Annotated in this window: 14 protein-coding genes; 1 reads left to right on the forward strand and 13 read right to left on the reverse strand. The window is 71.4% G+C overall.

Annotation, left to right across the window (positions count from 1 at the left end; all coding sequences use genetic code 11):
• Window positions 1–132: 132 nt before the first annotated feature.
• The 13 genes from metK to pyrR form a co-directional block, all read right to left on the reverse strand.
• Window positions 133–1,341 carry a methionine adenosyltransferase gene (gene metK / locus B085_RS0139770; protein WP_018564172.1) on the reverse strand — a complete coding sequence of 403 codons (1,209 nt, stop codon included), beginning with the start codon at window positions 1,339–1,341 and terminating at the stop codon, window positions 133–135.
• 204 nt (window positions 1,342–1,545) lie between these two features.
• Entirely contained in the window at window positions 1,546–2,754 is a 1,209-nt protein-coding gene (gene coaBC, locus B085_RS0139775; protein ID WP_018564173.1) for a bifunctional phosphopantothenoylcysteine decarboxylase/phosphopantothenate--cysteine ligase CoaBC, read from the reverse strand.
• Window positions 2,755–2,857: 103 nt separating this feature from the next.
• Window positions 2,858–3,130 carry a DNA-directed RNA polymerase subunit omega gene (rpoZ, locus tag B085_RS0139780; protein WP_018564174.1) on the reverse strand — a complete coding sequence of 91 codons (273 nt, stop codon included), beginning with the start codon at window positions 3,128–3,130 and terminating at the stop codon, window positions 2,858–2,860.
• Between the two features lie 29 nt (window positions 3,131–3,159).
• A complete protein-coding gene (gmk, locus tag B085_RS0139785) occupies window positions 3,160–3,717 on the reverse strand; it encodes a guanylate kinase (protein WP_018564175.1) in 558 nt (185 codons plus the stop codon).
• A gap of 38 nt (window positions 3,718–3,755) precedes the next feature.
• Window positions 3,756–4,079, reverse strand: a complete 324-nt coding sequence (locus tag B085_RS0139790) for an integration host factor (RefSeq protein ID WP_018564176.1) — start codon at window positions 4,077–4,079, stop codon at window positions 3,756–3,758.
• Between the two features lie 224 nt (window positions 4,080–4,303).
• Window positions 4,304–5,137, reverse strand: coding sequence for an orotidine-5'-phosphate decarboxylase (gene pyrF / locus B085_RS0139795; protein WP_018564177.1), 834 nt, complete (start codon window positions 5,135–5,137; stop codon window positions 4,304–4,306).
• A complete protein-coding gene (locus tag B085_RS0139800; protein ID WP_018564178.1) occupies window positions 5,134–6,249 on the reverse strand; it encodes a quinone-dependent dihydroorotate dehydrogenase in 1,116 nt (371 codons plus the stop codon). Before B085_RS0139800 ends, pyrF begins: the two co-directional genes overlap by 4 nt.
• A 76-nt stretch (window positions 6,250–6,325) precedes the next feature.
• The gene (gene carB, locus B085_RS0139805; RefSeq protein WP_018564179.1) at window positions 6,326–9,637 is read right to left on the reverse strand and encodes a carbamoyl-phosphate synthase large subunit; all 3,312 of its coding nucleotides are present in this window, start codon (window positions 9,635–9,637) and stop codon (window positions 6,326–6,328) included.
• Window positions 9,630–10,769 carry a glutamine-hydrolyzing carbamoyl-phosphate synthase small subunit gene (gene carA, locus B085_RS0139810; RefSeq protein WP_018564180.1) on the reverse strand — a complete coding sequence of 380 codons (1,140 nt, stop codon included), beginning with the start codon at window positions 10,767–10,769 and terminating at the stop codon, window positions 9,630–9,632. The genes carB and carA overlap by 8 nt, the downstream gene beginning before the upstream one ends.
• Complete coding sequence (locus tag B085_RS0139815) at window positions 10,766–11,338, reverse strand: hypothetical protein (RefSeq protein ID WP_018564181.1); 573 nt, start codon at window positions 11,336–11,338, stop codon at window positions 10,766–10,768. Before B085_RS0139815 ends, carA begins: the two co-directional genes overlap by 4 nt.
• On the reverse strand, window positions 11,335–12,633 hold the full coding sequence (locus B085_RS0139820; RefSeq protein WP_018564182.1) for a dihydroorotase: 1,299 nt from the start codon (window positions 12,631–12,633) through the stop codon (window positions 11,335–11,337). The genes B085_RS0139815 and B085_RS0139820 overlap by 4 nt, the downstream gene beginning before the upstream one ends.
• Window positions 12,630–13,613, reverse strand: coding sequence for an aspartate carbamoyltransferase catalytic subunit (locus tag B085_RS0139825; RefSeq protein ID WP_018564183.1), 984 nt, complete (start codon window positions 13,611–13,613; stop codon window positions 12,630–12,632). Before B085_RS0139825 ends, B085_RS0139820 begins: the two co-directional genes overlap by 4 nt.
• A gap of 122 nt (window positions 13,614–13,735) precedes the next feature.
• Window positions 13,736–14,308, reverse strand: coding sequence for a bifunctional pyr operon transcriptional regulator/uracil phosphoribosyltransferase PyrR (gene pyrR / locus B085_RS0139830; RefSeq protein WP_018564184.1), 573 nt, complete (start codon window positions 14,306–14,308; stop codon window positions 13,736–13,738).
• Between the two features lie 298 nt (window positions 14,309–14,606).
• Here pyrR and B085_RS0139835 point away from each other — a divergent pair, with 298 nt between their 5' ends.
• Window positions 14,607–15,107 (forward strand): transcriptional regulator, encoded by a 501-nt coding sequence (locus B085_RS0139835; RefSeq protein WP_018564185.1) that lies wholly within the window; start codon window positions 14,607–14,609, stop codon window positions 15,105–15,107.
• Window positions 15,108–15,214: the final 107 nt, after the last annotated feature.

Below are 15,214 nucleotides of genomic sequence, written 5' to 3' on the forward strand. Positions count from 1 at the left end.
TCCGGTGCCGGGCGCCCGCTGCTGGCGCAGGTACTGCGGCTCCGGCCCCGCTCCCCGCGCACGCCGACGGCCCCGGACCGCCGGGGTCGGGGGCCGTCGTCGGGCCGTGGATGCGGCAGGCCTAGACGTGGCCTAGAGGCCGGCCGCCTGGCGCAGCGCCTCGACGCGGTCGGTGCGCTCCCAGGTGAAGTCCGGCAGCTCACGGCCGAAGTGGCCGTACGCCGCGGTCTGGGCGTAGATCGGGCGGAGCAGGTCGAGGTCGCGGATGATCGCGGCCGGGCGGAGGTCGAAGACCCGGCCGATGGCCTGCTCGATCTTCTCGTGGTCCACGGTGTGGGTGCCGAAGGTCTCCACGAACAGGCCCACGGGCTCGGCCTTGCCGATCGCGTAGGCGACCTGGACCTCGCAGCGCGAGGCGAGGCCCGCGGCGACGACGTTCTTGGCGACCCAGCGCATGGCGTAGGCGGCGGAGCGGTCGACCTTGGACGGGTCCTTGCCGGAGAAGGCGCCGCCACCGTGGCGGGCCATGCCGCCGTAGGTGTCGATGATGATCTTGCGGCCGGTGAGGCCGGCGTCGCCCATCGGGCCACCGATCTCGAAGCGCCCGGTGGGGTTCACCAGCAGCCGGTAGCCCTCGGTGTCGATCTTGATGCCGTCGTCGAGGAGCGCCTTCAGCTCCGGCTCCACGACGAACTCGCGGATGTCGGGGGCGAGCAGCGACTCGAGGTCGATGTCGCTGGCGTGCTGCGAGGAGACGACGACGGTGTCGAGGCGCACGGCCTTGTCGTCGTTGTACTCGATGGTGACCTGGGTCTTGCCGTCGGGCCGCAGGTAGGGGATCGTCCCGTTCTTGCGGACCTCGGTGAGCCGCCGGGAGAGCCGGTGCGCCAGCGTGATCGGGAGCGGCATCAGCTCGGGGGTCTCGTCGCAGGCGTAGCCGAACATCAGACCCTGGTCGCCCGCGCCCTGCCGGTCGAGCTCGTCCTCGTCGCCCTCGACGCGGCTCTCGTAGGCCGTGTCGACACCCTGCGCGATGTCCGGGGACTGCGCGCCGATGGAGACCGAGACACCGCAGGACGCGCCGTCGAAGCCCTTCTTCGACGAGTCGTAGCCGATGTCGAGGATCTTGTTCCGCACCAGGGTCGCGATGTCCGCGTATCCCTTGGTGGTGACCTCTCCGGCGACGTGCACCAGACCGGTGGTGATCAACGTCTCGACGGCGACGCGCGAGGAGGGGTCCTCCTTGAGCAGGGCGTCGAGGATCGTGTCGCTGATCTGGTCAGCGATCTTGTCGGGGTGACCCTCGGTCACGGACTCCGAGGTGAACAGGCGGCGGGACACATCGCTCCCTGGGGTTGCAGCGGCTGCTGGCTGATCGTTTGCGGCTCGCGCGGGGCTGCGCCCGGCGGGCCATGGGTCAGTTTATCGTCCGACGCATGCGCAAGGACACGGCATCTCGCACCTTGGATATGCCGTGACCTGCGACACTGTGCATCACCTCGGGACGGAACGCCAGTAGCTCACACGCACCGACCCGAAGTGTCGTCAGCTCAGCCGGGCGGCGACCAGGTCCCAGACCTGCTCCGCGAGGGCCTCCTTCGGCCCGTACGGCACCGCGGTCTCGGTGCCGTCGGCGCCGAGCACGACGGCCTCGTTCTCCTCCGACCCGAAAGCCTTGTGGTCCCCCACCTCGTTGACGACCAGCAGGTCGCAGCCCTTGCGGGCGAGCTTGGCGCGGCCGTTGGCCAACACGTCGTCGGTCTCGGCGGCGAATCCCACGACGATCTGCGCGGGGTGCGGCCGTTCGGCTGAGAGCTCGGCGAGCACGTCGGGGTTGCGCACCAGCTCCACGGGCGCGGGCTCCTCGCCGTCCTTCTTCTTGATCTTGCCCTCGGCATACCGCGCCGGACGGAAGTCCGCGACGGCGGCCGCCATCACCACCACGTCGGCGTCGGACGCGGCCTTCAGCACGGCCTCGCGCAGCTGCACCGCCGTGCCGACCCGTACCACGTCCGCCCCCGCCGGGTCGGCGAGGCCGGTGTTGGCGGACACCAGGGTGACCCTGGCGCCCCGGGCCAGGGCCGTACGGGCGAGCGCGTAGCCCTGCTTGCCGGAGGAGCGGTTCCCCAGGTAGCGGACCGGGTCGAGGGGCTCGCGGGTGCCTCCGGCGCTGATGACGACGTGGCGTCCGGCCAGGTCGGTCTCCAGTGCGCGCGGACCGCGCAGCAGCACCCGGCGGCAGGCCTCGAAGATCTCGGCGGGCTCGGGCAGCCGGCCCTTGCCGGTGTCGACGCCGGTGAGGCGGCCGACCGCGGGCTCCAGCACGAGGGCGCCGCGGCGGCGCAGCGTCGCCACGTTCTCCTGGGTGGCGGCGTGCTCCCACATCTCGGTGTGCATGGCGGGCACGAACACCACGGGACAGCGCGCGGTGAGCAGGGTGTTGGTGAGCAGGTCGTCGGCGAGCCCGTGGGCCGCCTTGGCGAGCACGTCCGCGGTGGCCGGGGCGACCACGACGAGGTCCGCGCCCTGCCCGATGCGCACGTGCGGCACCTCGTGGACGCTCGCCCACACCTCGGTCGAGACGGGGTTGCCCGACAGCGCCGACCAGGTGGCCTCACCGACGAAGTGCAGCGCCGAGGCGGTGGGCACGACGCGTACGTCGTGCCCCGACTCGGTGAACCGGCGCAGCAGCTCGCACGCCTTGTAGGCGGCGATCCCGCCGCTCACGCCCAGGACGACCTGTGGCTTCCCCATCGTCTCTCCCGCGCTGTGTTGGACCGTGGTGCGTACTACCCCATGACACACCACGGGCCCGGCGGTCGTACCGCCGGGCCCGTGGTGTGACGCCTGGGCGCGGTTACTGGACCGGGCCCTCGACGGCCTCGGAGGTCAGCAGACCCGCGTTGATCTCACGCAGCGCGATCGACAGCGGCTTCTCGTGCACGTGGGTGTCCACGAGCGGGCCGACGTACTCGAGCAGGCCCTCGCCGAGCTGCGAGTAGTAGGCGTTGATCTGACGGGCACGCTTGGCCGCGTAGATCACGAGGCTGTACTTCGAGTCGGTGGCCTCGAGCAGCTCGTCGATCGGCGGGTTGATGATGCCCTCGGGCGTGGTGATGGAAGAGGACACGCTCTACCTTCCGATTGGGTGCAAAAAGATCAGACTACAGCCATCAAGGCTAGCAGCTCGCGCGCGACGTCCTCGACGGAGGTGTTCACCAGGGTGGTGTCGAACTCCGGCTCGGCCGCCAGCTCGACCCGCGCGGCCTCCAGCCGGCGCTCGATGACCTCGGGGGCCTCGGTGCCCCGGCCGGTGAGCCGGCGGACCAACTCGTCCCAGCTCGGCGGAGCGAGGAAGATCAGCTGCGCCTCGGGCATCGACTCCCGGACCTGGCGGGCGCCCTGCAGATCGATCTCCAGCAGGACCGGCTCGCCTGCCTCGAGGCGCTCCAGCACCGCCTGGCGCGGCGTGCCGTACCGGTTCCCCGCGAATTCGGCCCACTCCAGCAGTTCGCCGTTGGCGACGAGCTTGTCGAACTCGTCGTTCTCGACGAAGTAGTACTGCACCCCGTGTTCCTCACCGGGGCGGGGCTTGCGGGTGGTGGCCGAGACGGAGAGCCACACCTCGGGGTGGACTGTGCGCATATGAGCGACGACCGTGCTCTTGCCGACACCCGAGGGGCCGGAGAGCACGGTCAGCCGCGGACGTTCACTCATGGAGCGATTATCCCGGTTCCCGGAGGGTGCTGGGAACGTCAGGCAGCGGGGCTGCCGAACTCGCGCTCCAGGGATGCGATCTGGTTGGAGCCGAGCCCGCGGACCCGGCGGCTCTCGGAGATGCCGAGCCGCTCCATGATCTGCTTGGCGCGGACCTTGCCCACGCCGGGCAGGGACTCCAGGAGGGCGGAGACCTTCATCTTGCCGATGACGTCGTTCTCCTGGCCCTGCTTGATGACCTCGTGCAGCGAGGCGCCGGAGTGCTTGAGCCGATTCTTGACCTCGGCGCGCTCCCGGCGAGCCGCGGCGGCCTTCTCGAGCGCGGCAGCGCGCTGTTCAGGGGTAAGGGGCGGAAGAGCCACGCCTACGTCACCTCGGAAGTAGAACTGTCGGATACGGACCGGTGTGGAACCTAGTCGCCCCCCACCTGCAGGGGCAACGTGAAACGCGCACCTTGCGCGCTCTCGTCGGAGACTAGCGGCCCCAGCGGCCGGAGTCAGCGCAAACAAGAAGAAAAGTCCTGGTCAGCGTCAACCGACCAGGACTTTTGGGACAAATCTGCGCAGGTTTCCGGACGTCTTGACCGCTACTTGACGACCGAGGCCAGTTCCGCGGCCTCCCTTTCGGCCGCCTCGCGGAGCGCCGCGACGGACGGTCCGAGCTTGAGGACCCCCCTGCTGACGCTCGGCACGACATTGCGCACGGCCTCCCCGAACACCCTGGGGAGGTCGGCCGCGGTGGCCCCCTGGGCGCCGATCCCGGGGGCGAGGAGGGGCCCGTTCACGGCCAGGTCCACACCCGCCTCCCCGAGTGTGGCGCCGACGACGGCGCCGACCGATCCGAGCGGCACGTCACCCTCGTTCTCGGCCGCGATGTGGTTCAGCATCACCTGGGCGAGGGACGCGCCGCCCGCTGCGGTTGACCGCTGCACCTCCGCGCCCTCCGGATTGGAGGTCAGGGCGAGCACGAAGACGCCGCTGCCGCTCGCCCGGGCGGCGTCCAGGGCGGGGCGCAGCGAGCCGAACCCCAGGTACGGGCTGACGGTGACCGCGTCCGAGAACAGCGACGAGGCGGGATCGAGATAGGTGGCGGCGTACGCGGCCATGGTGGAGCCGATGTCGCCGCGCTTGGCGTCCATCAGCACCAGGGCGCCGGCCGCGCGGGCCTCGGCGACGGCCGTCTCCAGGACGGCGATGCCGCGGGAGCCGAAGCGCTCGAAGAAGGCGCTCTGCGGCTTGAGGACGGCGACCCGGTCGGCCAGCGCCTCCACCACGGTGCGGGTGAAGCGCTCCAGGCCGGCGACGTCGTCCTGCAGGCCCCAGGCGGAGAGCAGGGAGGAGTGCGGGTCGATGCCGACGCAGAGCGGCCCACGGGTGTCCATGGCGCGGCGCAGCCTGGCGCCGAAGGGCTCGGGGTTCATCGCGGGGTGGCTGCCTTCCGGGTTTCGGCGCCGACGGCGTCGGCGAGGGTGGCGTACGGGCTGGCCTGGAGCAGCGCGGCGAGGTCCCGGTGGATCGTGCGGCACCAGAAGGGACCCCGGTAGACGAAGGCGCTGTAGCCCTGCACAAGGGTGGCGCCGGCCAGGATGCGCTGCCAGACGTCCTCGGCGGTCTCGACCCCGCCCACCCCCACGAGGGTGATGCGGTCGCCGACGCGGGCGTACAGGCGGCGCAGCACCTCCAGGGAGCGTTCCTTGAGGGGCGCGCCGGACAGGCCGCCGGTCTCCTTGACCAGCGAGGCGTCCGAGCGCAGGCCGAGGCCGTCGCGGGCGATGGTGGTGTTGGTGGCGATGATGCCGTCCAGGCCGAGTTCGAGGGCGAGGTCGGCGACGGCGTCCACGTCCTCGTCGGCGAGGTCGGGGGCGATCTTGACGAGCAGGGGGACGCGGCGGCCCGTGACGACGCGGTCCGCGGCCTCGCGCACGGCGCTGAGCAGGGGACGCAGGTGGTCGACGGCCTGCAGGTTGCGCAGTCCGGGGGTGTTCGGCGAGGAGACGTTGACGACGAGGTAGTCGGCGTGCGCGGCGAGCCGCTCGGTGGAGGTGACGTAGTCGGCGACCGCCTCCTCCTCCGGGACGACCTTGGTCTTGCCGATGTTGACGCCGACCGTGGTCGGGAAGACCGCCCTGCGCGCGGCCAGGCGCGCGGCGACCGCGGCCGAGCCCTCGTTGTTGAAGCCCATGCGATTGATCAGGGCGCGGTCGGCGACCAGGCGGAAGAGCCGCTGCCTGGGGTTGCCCGGCTGCGGCTGGGCGGTGACGGTGCCGATCTCGACGTGGTCGAAGCCGAGCATGGTGAGCCCGTCGATGCCGACGGCGTTCTTGTCGAAGCCCGCGGCGAGCCCGAAGGGGCCGTGCATCCGGCGGCCCAGCGCCTCCGTGCGCAGCGCGGGGTGCCGCGGGGCGAGCAGCGCGGCCGCGAAGGTGCGCAGGACGGGAACCCGGGCGGCGAGCCGGATCCAGCCGAAGGCGAGGTGGTGGGCCTGCTCCGGGTCGAGGCGCTTGAAGAACAGACTGAACAGCAGGGAGTACATGCGGGGCCTTCCACGGCGGGCGAACGGAGGGGGCTCGTGAAGAGGGGGACACCGGATCGGTGTCCCCCTCTTCGGCCTACGCCTCGCGGGCGGCGGTCAGGTGTTCCGCGTGTTCCTGGAGTGAGCGGACCCCCACGTCGCCCCGGTTCAGCGCGTCGACGCCCTGGACGGCGGCGGCGAGCGCCTGCACCGTCGTCAGGCACGGCACGCCGCGCGCGACGGCGGCGGTACGGATGTCGTAGCCGTCGAGGCGGCCGCCGGTGCCGAACGGGGTGTTGACGATGAGGTCGATGGCGCCGTCGTGGATGAGCTCGATGACGGTCGGCTCGCCGTTGGGGCCGGTGCCCTCGCTCTTCTTGCGCACCACGGTGGCCTCGATGCCGTTGCGCTTGAGCACCTCGGCGGTGCCGGAGGTGGCCAGCAGCTCGAAGCCGTGCTCGACCAGCGCCCGGGCCGGGAAGATCAGCGCGCGCTTGTCGCGGTTGGCGACCGAGACGAAGGCGCGGCCCTTGGTCGGCAGCGCGCCGTAGGCGGCGGCCTGCGACTTGGCGTACGCGGTGCCGAAGACCGAGTCGATACCCATGACCTCGCCGGTGGAGCGCATCTCCGGGCCGAGGACGGTGTCGACGCCCCGGCCGTGCACGTCGCGGAAGCGGCTCCAGGGCAGCACGGCCTCCTTGACGGAGATCGGCGCGTCCAGCGGCAGGGTGCCGCCGTCGCCGTGGGCCGGGAGCAGGCCCTCGGCGCGCAGCTCGGCGATGGTGGCGCCGAGCGAGATGCGGGCGGCCGCCTTGGCCAGCGGGACCGCCGTCGCCTTGGAGGTGAAGGGGACGGTGCGGGAGGCGCGCGGGTTGGCCTCCAGCACGTAGAGGATGTCACCGGCCAGGGCGAACTGGATGTTGATCAGACCCTGGACGCCGACGCCCTTGGCGATGGCCTCGGTGGAGGCGCGCAGCCGCTTGATGTCGTGGCCGCCGAGGGTGATCGGGGGCAGGGCGCACGCGGAGTCGCCCGAGTGGATGCCGGCCTCCTCGATGTGCTCCATGACACCGCCGAGGTAGAGCTCGTGGCCGTCGTAGAGCGCGTCGACGTCGATCTCGATGGCGTCGTCGAGGAAGCGGTCGACCAGGACGGGGCGGTCCGGGCCGATCTCGGTGGACTCGGCGATGTAGGAGGCGAGGCGGGTCTCGTCGTAGACGATCTCCATGCCGCGGCCGCCGAGCACGTACGAGGGCCGGACCAGGACCGGGTAGCCGATCTCGTCGGCGATCGCCTTGGCCTCCTCGAAGGTGGTGGCCGTGCCGTGCTTGGGGGCGGGCAGGCCCGCCCGGTCCAGGACGCGGCCGAAGGCACCGCGGTCCTCCGCGAGGTGGATGGCCTCCGGCGAGGTGCCGACGACCGGCACGCCGTTGTCCTTCAGCGCCTGGGCGAGGCCGAGCGGGGTCTGGCCGCCGAGCTGGACGACGACGCCCGCGACGGGGCCGGCCTGCTGCTCGGCGTGGACGATCTCCAGGACGTCCTCCAGGGTGAGCGGCTCGAAGTACAGCCGGTCGGAGGTGTCGTAGTCGGTGGAGACGGTCTCGGGGTTGCAGTTGACCATGACGGTCTCGTAGCCCGCGTCGCTCAGCGCGAAGGATGCGTGCACGCACGAGTAGTCGAACTCGATGCCCTGGCCGATGCGGTTCGGGCCCGAGCCCAGGATGATGACCGCGGGCTTCTCGCGCGGCGCGACCTCGCTCTCCTCGTCGTAGGACGAGTAGAAGTACGGGGTGCGGGCGGCGAACTCGGCGGCACAGGTGTCGACCGTCTTGTAGACCGGCCGGACGCCCAGCGCGTGCCGGACCTCGCGGACGACGTCCTCGCGCAGGCCGCGGATGGCGGCGAGCTGGGCGTCGGAGAAGCCGTAGCGCTTGGCCTCGGCCAGCAGCTCGGGATCGAGCTTGTCGGCGGCGGCGAGATCGTCGGCGATCTCCTTGATCAGGAAGAGCTGGTCGACGAACCAGGGGTCGATCTTCGTGGCGTCGAAGACCTCCTGCGGGGTGGCGCCGGCCCGGATCGCCTGCATGACGGTGTTGATCCGGCCGTCCGTGGGACGCACGGCGGCGAGCAGCAGCTCGCCCTTGTCGCCCGGGTCGCCGGTGAAGGCGAACTGGCTGCCCTTCTTCTCCAGGGAGCGCAGCGCCTTCTGCAGCGCCTCGGGGAAGTTGCGGCCGATGGCCATGGCCTCGCCGACCGACTTCATGGTCGTGGTGAGGGTGGCGTCGGCGACCGGGAACTTCTCGAAGGCGAAGCGCGGCACCTTCACGACGACGTAGTCGAGCGTCGGCTCGAAGGAGGCCGGGGTCTGCTCGGTGATGTCGTTGGGGATCTCGTCGAGGGTATAGCCGACGGCGAGCTTGGCGGCGATCTTGGCGATCGGGAAGCCCGTCGCCTTGGAGGCGAGCGCCGAGGAGCGGGAGACGCGCGGGTTCATCTCGATGACGATGACCCGGCCGTCCTCGGGGTCGACGGCGAACTGGATGTTGCAGCCGCCGGTGTCGACGCCGACCTCTCGGATGACGGCGATGCCGATGTCGCGCAGGATCTGGTACTCGCGGTCGGTCAGCGTCATGGCGGGCGCGACGGTGATGGAGTCACCGGTGTGCACGCCCATGGGGTCGAAGTTCTCGATGGAGCAGACGACCACGACGTTGTCGTGCTTGTCGCGCATCAGCTCCAGCTCGTACTCCTTCCAGCCGAGGATGGACTCCTCCAGGAGCACCTCGGTGGTCGGGGAGAGCGTCAGGCCCTGGCCGGCGATGCGGCGCAGCTCCTCCTCGTCGTGGGCGAAGCCGGAGCCGGCGCCGCCCATGGTGAAGGAGGGACGGACGACGACGGGGTAGCCGCCGAGGGTGTCGACGCCCGCGATCACCTCGTCCATGGTGTGGCAGATGACCGAGCGGGCGGACTCGCCGTGGCCGATCTTGGCGTTGACGGCCGCGACGACCTCCTTGAACAGTTCGCGGTCCTCGCCCTTGTTGATGGCCTCGACATTGGCGCCGATCAGCTCGACGCCGTACTTGTCGAGGACCCCGGCCTTGCTGAGCGAGATCGCGGTGTTGAGCGCGGTCTGCCCGCCCAGGGTGGGCAGGAGCGCGTCGGGGCGCTCCTTGGCGATGATCTTCTCGACGAACTCCGGGGTGATCGGCTCCACATAGGTGGCGTCCGCGATCTCCGGGTCGGTCATGATCGTGGCCGGGTTGGAGTTGACGAGGATCACCCGCAGGCCCTCGGCGCGCAGGACGCGGCAGGCCTGGGTGCCGGAGTAGTCGAACTCCGCGGCCTGGCCGATGACGATCGGGCCGGAGCCGATGACCAGGACGGACTGGATATCGGTGCGCTTAGGCACGCTGGCCCTCCATGAGCTTCACGAAGCGGTCGAACAGGTACGCGGCATCGTGCGGACCTGCGGCGGCCTCGGGGTGGTACTGGACACTGAAGGCGGGGGTGTCGAGCAGCCGCAGGCCCTCGACCACGTCGTCGTTGAGACACACGTGGGAGACCTCGACCCGCCCGTACGGGGTGTCGGCGACCTGGTCGAGCGGCGCGTCCACGGCGAAGCCGTGGTTGTGCGCGGTGACCTCGACCTTGCCGGTGGAACGGTCCTGCACCGGCTGATTGATGCCGCGATGGCCGTACTTCAGCTTGTAGGTGCCGAAGCCGACGGCGCGGCCGAGCAGCTGGTTGCCGAAGCAGATGCCGAACAGCGGGGTCCTGCGCTCCAGGACGCCCTGGATGACGGTCAGGTCCGCGGTGGCCGGGTCGCCGGGGCCGTTGGAGAGGAAGACGCCGTCGGGGTCGACCGCGTAGACCTCGTCCAGGGTGGCGCCCGCGGGCAGCACGTGCACCTCGATACCGCGCTCGGCCATGCGCTGCGGGGTCATCCCCTTGATGCCGAGGTCGATCGCGGCGACGGTGAACTTCTTCTCGCCGATCGCCGGGACGACGTACGGCTCCTTGGTGGCGACCTCGGCGGACAGGTCGGCGCCCTTCATGTGGGGACTGGCCTGAACCGCGGCCAGCAGCGCGGCCCCGTCGGTGAGCGCCCTGTCGCCGGAGAAGATGCCGACCCGCATGGCGCCGCGCTCGCGCAGGTGGCGGGTGAGCGCCCGGGTGTCGATGCCGCTGATGCCGACGACGCCCTGGCGGGTCAGCTCCTCGTCCAGGGTGCGGCGGGAGCGCCAGTTGGACGGCATGCGGGCGGGGTCGCGGACGACGTAACCGGCCACCCAGATGCGGGAGGACTCCTGGTCCTCGTCGTTGACGCCGGTGTTGCCGACGTGGGGGGCGGTCATGACGACGACCTGCCGGTGGTACGACGGGTCCGTCAGGGTCTCCTGGTAGCCGGTCATGCCGGTGGAGAAGACGGCCTCGCCGAAGGTCTCCCCCACGGCCCCGTAGGCGCGGCCGCGGAAGGTGCGGCCGTCCTCCAGGACGAGTACGGCAGGGACCCTCGCGGGCCGCTGGGTGGAGGTGGTCATCGTGCGCCTTCCTGGTCGTGCGTGAGAGTGTTCAGGGCCTCGACCCACGCGGCGTGTTCGGCGGCGTGGTCCGAGCGGAAGCCGGAGTCGATCAGCCGGTCGCCGTGCGCCCAGGTGACCACCAGCAGGCCGCCCTCGGTGAGGACCTTGCCGGCGATGCCCTTGTCGAGGCGTGCGCCGCGCAGATCCGCGGCCGGGACGAAGAAGCTCGGCGCGCCGGTGCGCTCGACGTCCAGTCCCCGGTCGGTGAGGGTGAGCTCGACCCGGCTGCGCACGCCCAGTCCGTGGGCGACGATCCGGTCCAGCCACTGCCCCGCCGTGGTGCTGCCGTGGTAGCGGCCGCTCGTCGTGAGCAGGACCGGCCGGGGCTCGCCGGTCTCCTCGGGGGCGGTGGGGAGGGCGGGCAGGTCGCCCTGGAGGGTGCCGCGCCACTTCCAGCCCTGGCGCATCAGCCAGTAGACGAGGGCGATGAACAGCAGCAGTCCCACGACCCAGCCGATGCGGGCCGACCAGTCGGTGACCTCGGCGGAGTGCTTCCCCTCCGCCGCGATGAGTACCAGGGGTGTCACGAGAGCTTCCCGTCCATGACCGTCGCCTTGCCCCGCAGGAACGTGGCGAACACCTGACCCGGCAGCTCCAGACCCTCGTAGGGGGTGTTGCGGCTGCGGGAGGCGAAGCCCGCGGGATTCACCTCACCACGGTATGCCGGATCGACCAGGGTGAGGTTCGCGGGCTCACCGGCCGAGACGGGACGTCCGTGGCCGGACAGGCGGCCGATCACCGCGGGCCGGAACGACATCCGGTCGGCGACGCCGGCCCAGTCGAGCAGGCCGGTGTCCACCATGGCGTGCTGGACGACCGACAGCGCGGTCTCCAGGCCGATCATGCCCATGGCCGCCGCGCCCCACTCGCAGTCCTTGTCCTCGTGCGGGTGCGGGGCGTGGTCGGTGGCGACGCAGTCGATCGTGCCGTCGGCGAGCGCCTCGCGCAGCGCCATGACGTCGGCCTCGGTGCGCAGCGGCGGGTTGACCTTGTAGACGGGGTTGTAGGTGCGCACCAGTTCGTCGGTGAGGAGCAGGTGGTGCGGGGTGACCTCGGCGGTGACGTCCCAGCCCTTGGACTTGGCCCAGCGGACGATCTCGACCGAGCCGGCCGTGGAGAGGTGGCAGATGTGCACGCGGGAGCCGACGTGCGCGGCGAGCAGCACGTCCCGGGCGATGATCGACTCCTCGGCGACGGCCGGCCAGCCGGTCAGCCCCAGCTCGCCGGAGACGACGCCCTCGTTCATCTGGGCGCCCTCGGTCAGGCGGGGCTCCTGGGCGTGCTGGGCGACGACGCCGTCGAAGGCCTTCACGTACTCCAGGGCGCGGCGCATGATGACCGCGTCGTCGACGCACTTGCCGTCGTCGGAGAAGACCCGCACACCGGCGGCGGAGTCCGCCATCGCGCCGAGCTCGGCGAGCTTCCTGCCCTCCAGGCCCACGGTGACGGCGCCCACCGGCTGGACGTCGCAGTAGCCGTGCTCGCGGCCGAGGCGCCAGACCTGCTCGACGACACCCGCGGTGTCGGCGACGGGGAAGGTGTTGGCCATCGCGTGGACGGCGGTGTAGCCGCCCGCGGCGGCGGACCGCGTACCGGTGAGGACGGTCTCGGAGTCCTCGCGGCCGGGCTCGCGCAGGTGGGTGTGGAGGTCGACCAGGCCCGGCAGGAGGACCTTGCCGTCGGCCTCGACCACGGTGGCGCCCTCGGGGGCGGTCAGGCCCGGGCCGACCTCGGCGATGGTCTCGCCGTCGATCAGGACGTCCTGCGGCTCTCCGCCGAGGATCCTCGCGCCGCGGATCAGGGTCTTCGGGGTCGCGCTCATGCTTGGTTGTTCTCCTCGGTGCGGGCGGGGGCGGGGGCGGAGACGGCGGGCTCGGCGCCGCCGAGCAGCAGGTACAGCACGGCCATGCGGATGCTGACGCCGTTCTTCACCTGCTCGACGGCGGTGCAGCGCGGCGAGTCGGCGACCTCGGCCGTGATCTCCATCCCGCGGTTCATCGGGCCGGGGTGCATCACGACGGCGTGCTCGGGCAGCGCGGCCATGCGGAGGCCGTCGAGGCCGTAGCGGCGGGAGTACTCGCGCTCGGTGGGGAAGAAGGCGGCGTTCATGCGCTCGCGCTGGACGCGCAGCATCATCACGGCGTCGGACTTGGCGAGCACCGCGTCCAGGTCGTAGGAGACCTCGCAGGGCCAGTCCTCGACGCCGATCGGCAGCAGGGTGGGCGGCGCCACCAGGGTCACCTCGGCGCCCAGGGTGCCCAGCAGCAGCACATTGGAGCGGGCCACCCGGCTGTGCAGCACGTCGCCGACGATCGTGATCCGGCGGCCGGCCAGGTCGCGGCCGGGGCCGGACAGGTGGCGGCGCATCGTGAAGGCGTCCAGCAGCGCCTGTGTGGGGTGCTCGTGGGTGCCGTCGCCGGCGTTGACCACGCTGCCGCCGATCCAGTCGGAGTACGCCAGCCGGTGCGGGGCGCCCGACATGTGGTGGCGGATGACGACGGCGTCGGCGCCCATGGCCTCCAGGGTGAGGGCGGTGTCCTTGAGGGACTCGCCCTTGGACACCGAGGAGCCCTTGGCGGAGAAGTTGATGACGTCGGCCGACAGGCGCTTGGCGGCGGCCTCGAAGGAGATGCGGGTGCGGGTCGAGTCCTCGAAGAAGAGGTTGACGACCGTGCGGCCGCGCAGGGTCGGCAGTTTCTTGATGGGCCGGTCGGCGACGCGGGCCATCTCCTCCGCCGTGTCGAGCACGAGGAGGGCGTCGTCGCGGGTGAGGTCGGCGGCCGAGATCAGGTGGCGCTTCATCGGGTCACTCCGGAGGATGCGTGCGGGGGCGGGCCGGGTGGCGGCACGCCACGTCTCCCGGGCGGGCCGGGTGGGGACGGGCGGGCAGGGCGCTGCCCCGGGAGGCCGGGGCGGCGCTCGCGCTACTCGTCCGCCGGGGAGCCGTCGCGTACGCCGAGCAGGACGCAGTCGCGCCCGTCCTCCTCGGTCAGGTGGACCTTGACGGTCTCGCGCAGCGAGGTGGGGATGTTCTTGCCGACGTAGTCGGCCCTGATGGGCAGCTCACGGTGGCCGCGGTCGACCAGGACCGCCAGCTGGACGGCCCGGGGGCGGCCGATGTCGTTGAGCGCGTCGAGGGCGGCGCGGATCGTGCGGCCGGAGAAGAGCACGTCGTCGACGAGGACGACCAGCCGCCCGTCCACCCCGTCGGCCGGGATGTCGGTGCGGGCGAGCGCGCGCGCCGGGCGGAGCCGCAGGTCGTCGCGGTACATGGTGATGTCGAGCGAACCGACCGGGACCTTGCCGCCGGTGATCTCGTCGAGTTTGTCGGCGAGCCTGCGGGCCAGATGGACACCGCGGGTCGGGACGCCGAGCAGCACCACGTCGTCGGCGCCCTTGGCGCGCTCGACGATCTCGTGGGCGATGCGGGTCAGTACCCGCGCGATGTCCGGGGCCTCGAGCACGGGCCGGGACGGATCGGAACCGATGGTGCCCATGAAAAAGGGACCTCCTTCCCCGCCTCACGGGACGGGCCTTAAAGGACGCCAAAACTTACGGTTCCACCGTATCAGGCACCCTGGCGTGCTCCCTGGCGGGGCCTGGCGGCGGCCTGGCGCGGCTCTCGGGGCGGGTCCGCCGCACGTACCACGATCGACCGCGGACCCCGGCCGAAAGGCCGGTGACCGGCCATTCCTCGCTCTTCCGGGGGACCGGTGTGGACCATTCGGCTTGACGGATTCCAATTACGCTGCGTAACCTCACAGTGAGTTACTGAGTTTCCGTCCGGGGAGCCATATGTCCAGCGATTACGCCAAGCAGCTCGGAGCAAAGCTCCGCGCCATCCGCACGCAGCAGGGACTCTCCCTCCACGGCGTCGAGGAGAAGTCCCAGGGCCGCTGGAAGGCCGTGGTGGTCGGTTCCTACGAGCGCGGCGACCGCGCCGTGACCGTGCAGCGCCTCGCCGAGCTCGCCGACTTCTACGGCGTTCCTGTCCAGGAGCTGCTGCCCGGTTCCGCGCCCGGCGGTGCCGCCGAGCCGCCGCCGAAGCTCGTCCTCGACCTCGAGCGGCTGAGCCAGGTGCCCTCCGACAAGGCCGGTCCGCTGCAGCGCTACGCCGCGACCATCCAGAGCCAGCGCGGCGACTACAACGGCAAGGTGCTGTCGATCCGCCAGGACGACCTGCGCACCCTCGCCGTCATCTACGACCAGTCGCCCTCGGTCCTGACCGAGCAGCTCATCAGCTGGGGCGTCCTCGACGCGGACGCACGGCGAGCGGTGCAGCACGAGGAGGGCTGAGCCCTCGGGAAGCAGAAACGTCCCGCCCCTTGGGCGCGGCCGCCAGGCCGCGTCTGAGGGGCGGTTGTGTTTGCCGCCTCTAGCGCCCCGGCGCACCGCCCCCGGCC

It is taken from the genome of Streptomyces sp. BoleA5, assembly GCF_000373665.1.
Classification (GTDB): domain Bacteria; phylum Actinomycetota; class Actinomycetes; order Streptomycetales; family Streptomycetaceae; genus Actinacidiphila.

Coding starts and splice junctions, on each gene's coding strand:
- pyrF (WP_018564177.1), bottom strand. CDS start 5,137: ATGAACCCCGAGCCCTTCGGCGCCAGGCTGCGCCGCGCCATGGACACC.
- B085_RS0139820 (WP_018564182.1), bottom strand. CDS start 12,633: ATGAGCGCGACCCCGAAGACCCTGATCCGCGGCGCGAGGATCCTCGGC.
- B085_RS0139800 (WP_018564178.1), bottom strand. CDS start 6,249: ATGTACTCCCTGCTGTTCAGTCTGTTCTTCAAGCGCCTCGACCCGGAG.
- gmk (WP_018564175.1), bottom strand. CDS start 3,717: ATGAGTGAACGTCCGCGGCTGACCGTGCTCTCCGGCCCCTCGGGTGTC.
- pyrR (WP_018564184.1), bottom strand. CDS start 14,308: ATGGGCACCATCGGTTCCGATCCGTCCCGGCCCGTGCTCGAGGCCCCG.
- coaBC (WP_018564173.1), bottom strand. CDS start 2,754: ATGGGGAAGCCACAGGTCGTCCTGGGCGTGAGCGGCGGGATCGCCGCC.
- B085_RS0139835 (WP_018564185.1), top strand. CDS start 14,607: ATGTCCAGCGATTACGCCAAGCAGCTCGGAGCAAAGCTCCGCGCCATC.
- B085_RS0139825 (WP_018564183.1), bottom strand. CDS start 13,613: ATGAAGCGCCACCTGATCTCGGCCGCCGACCTCACCCGCGACGACGCC.
- carA (WP_018564180.1), bottom strand. CDS start 10,769: ATGACCACCTCCACCCAGCGGCCCGCGAGGGTCCCTGCCGTACTCGTC.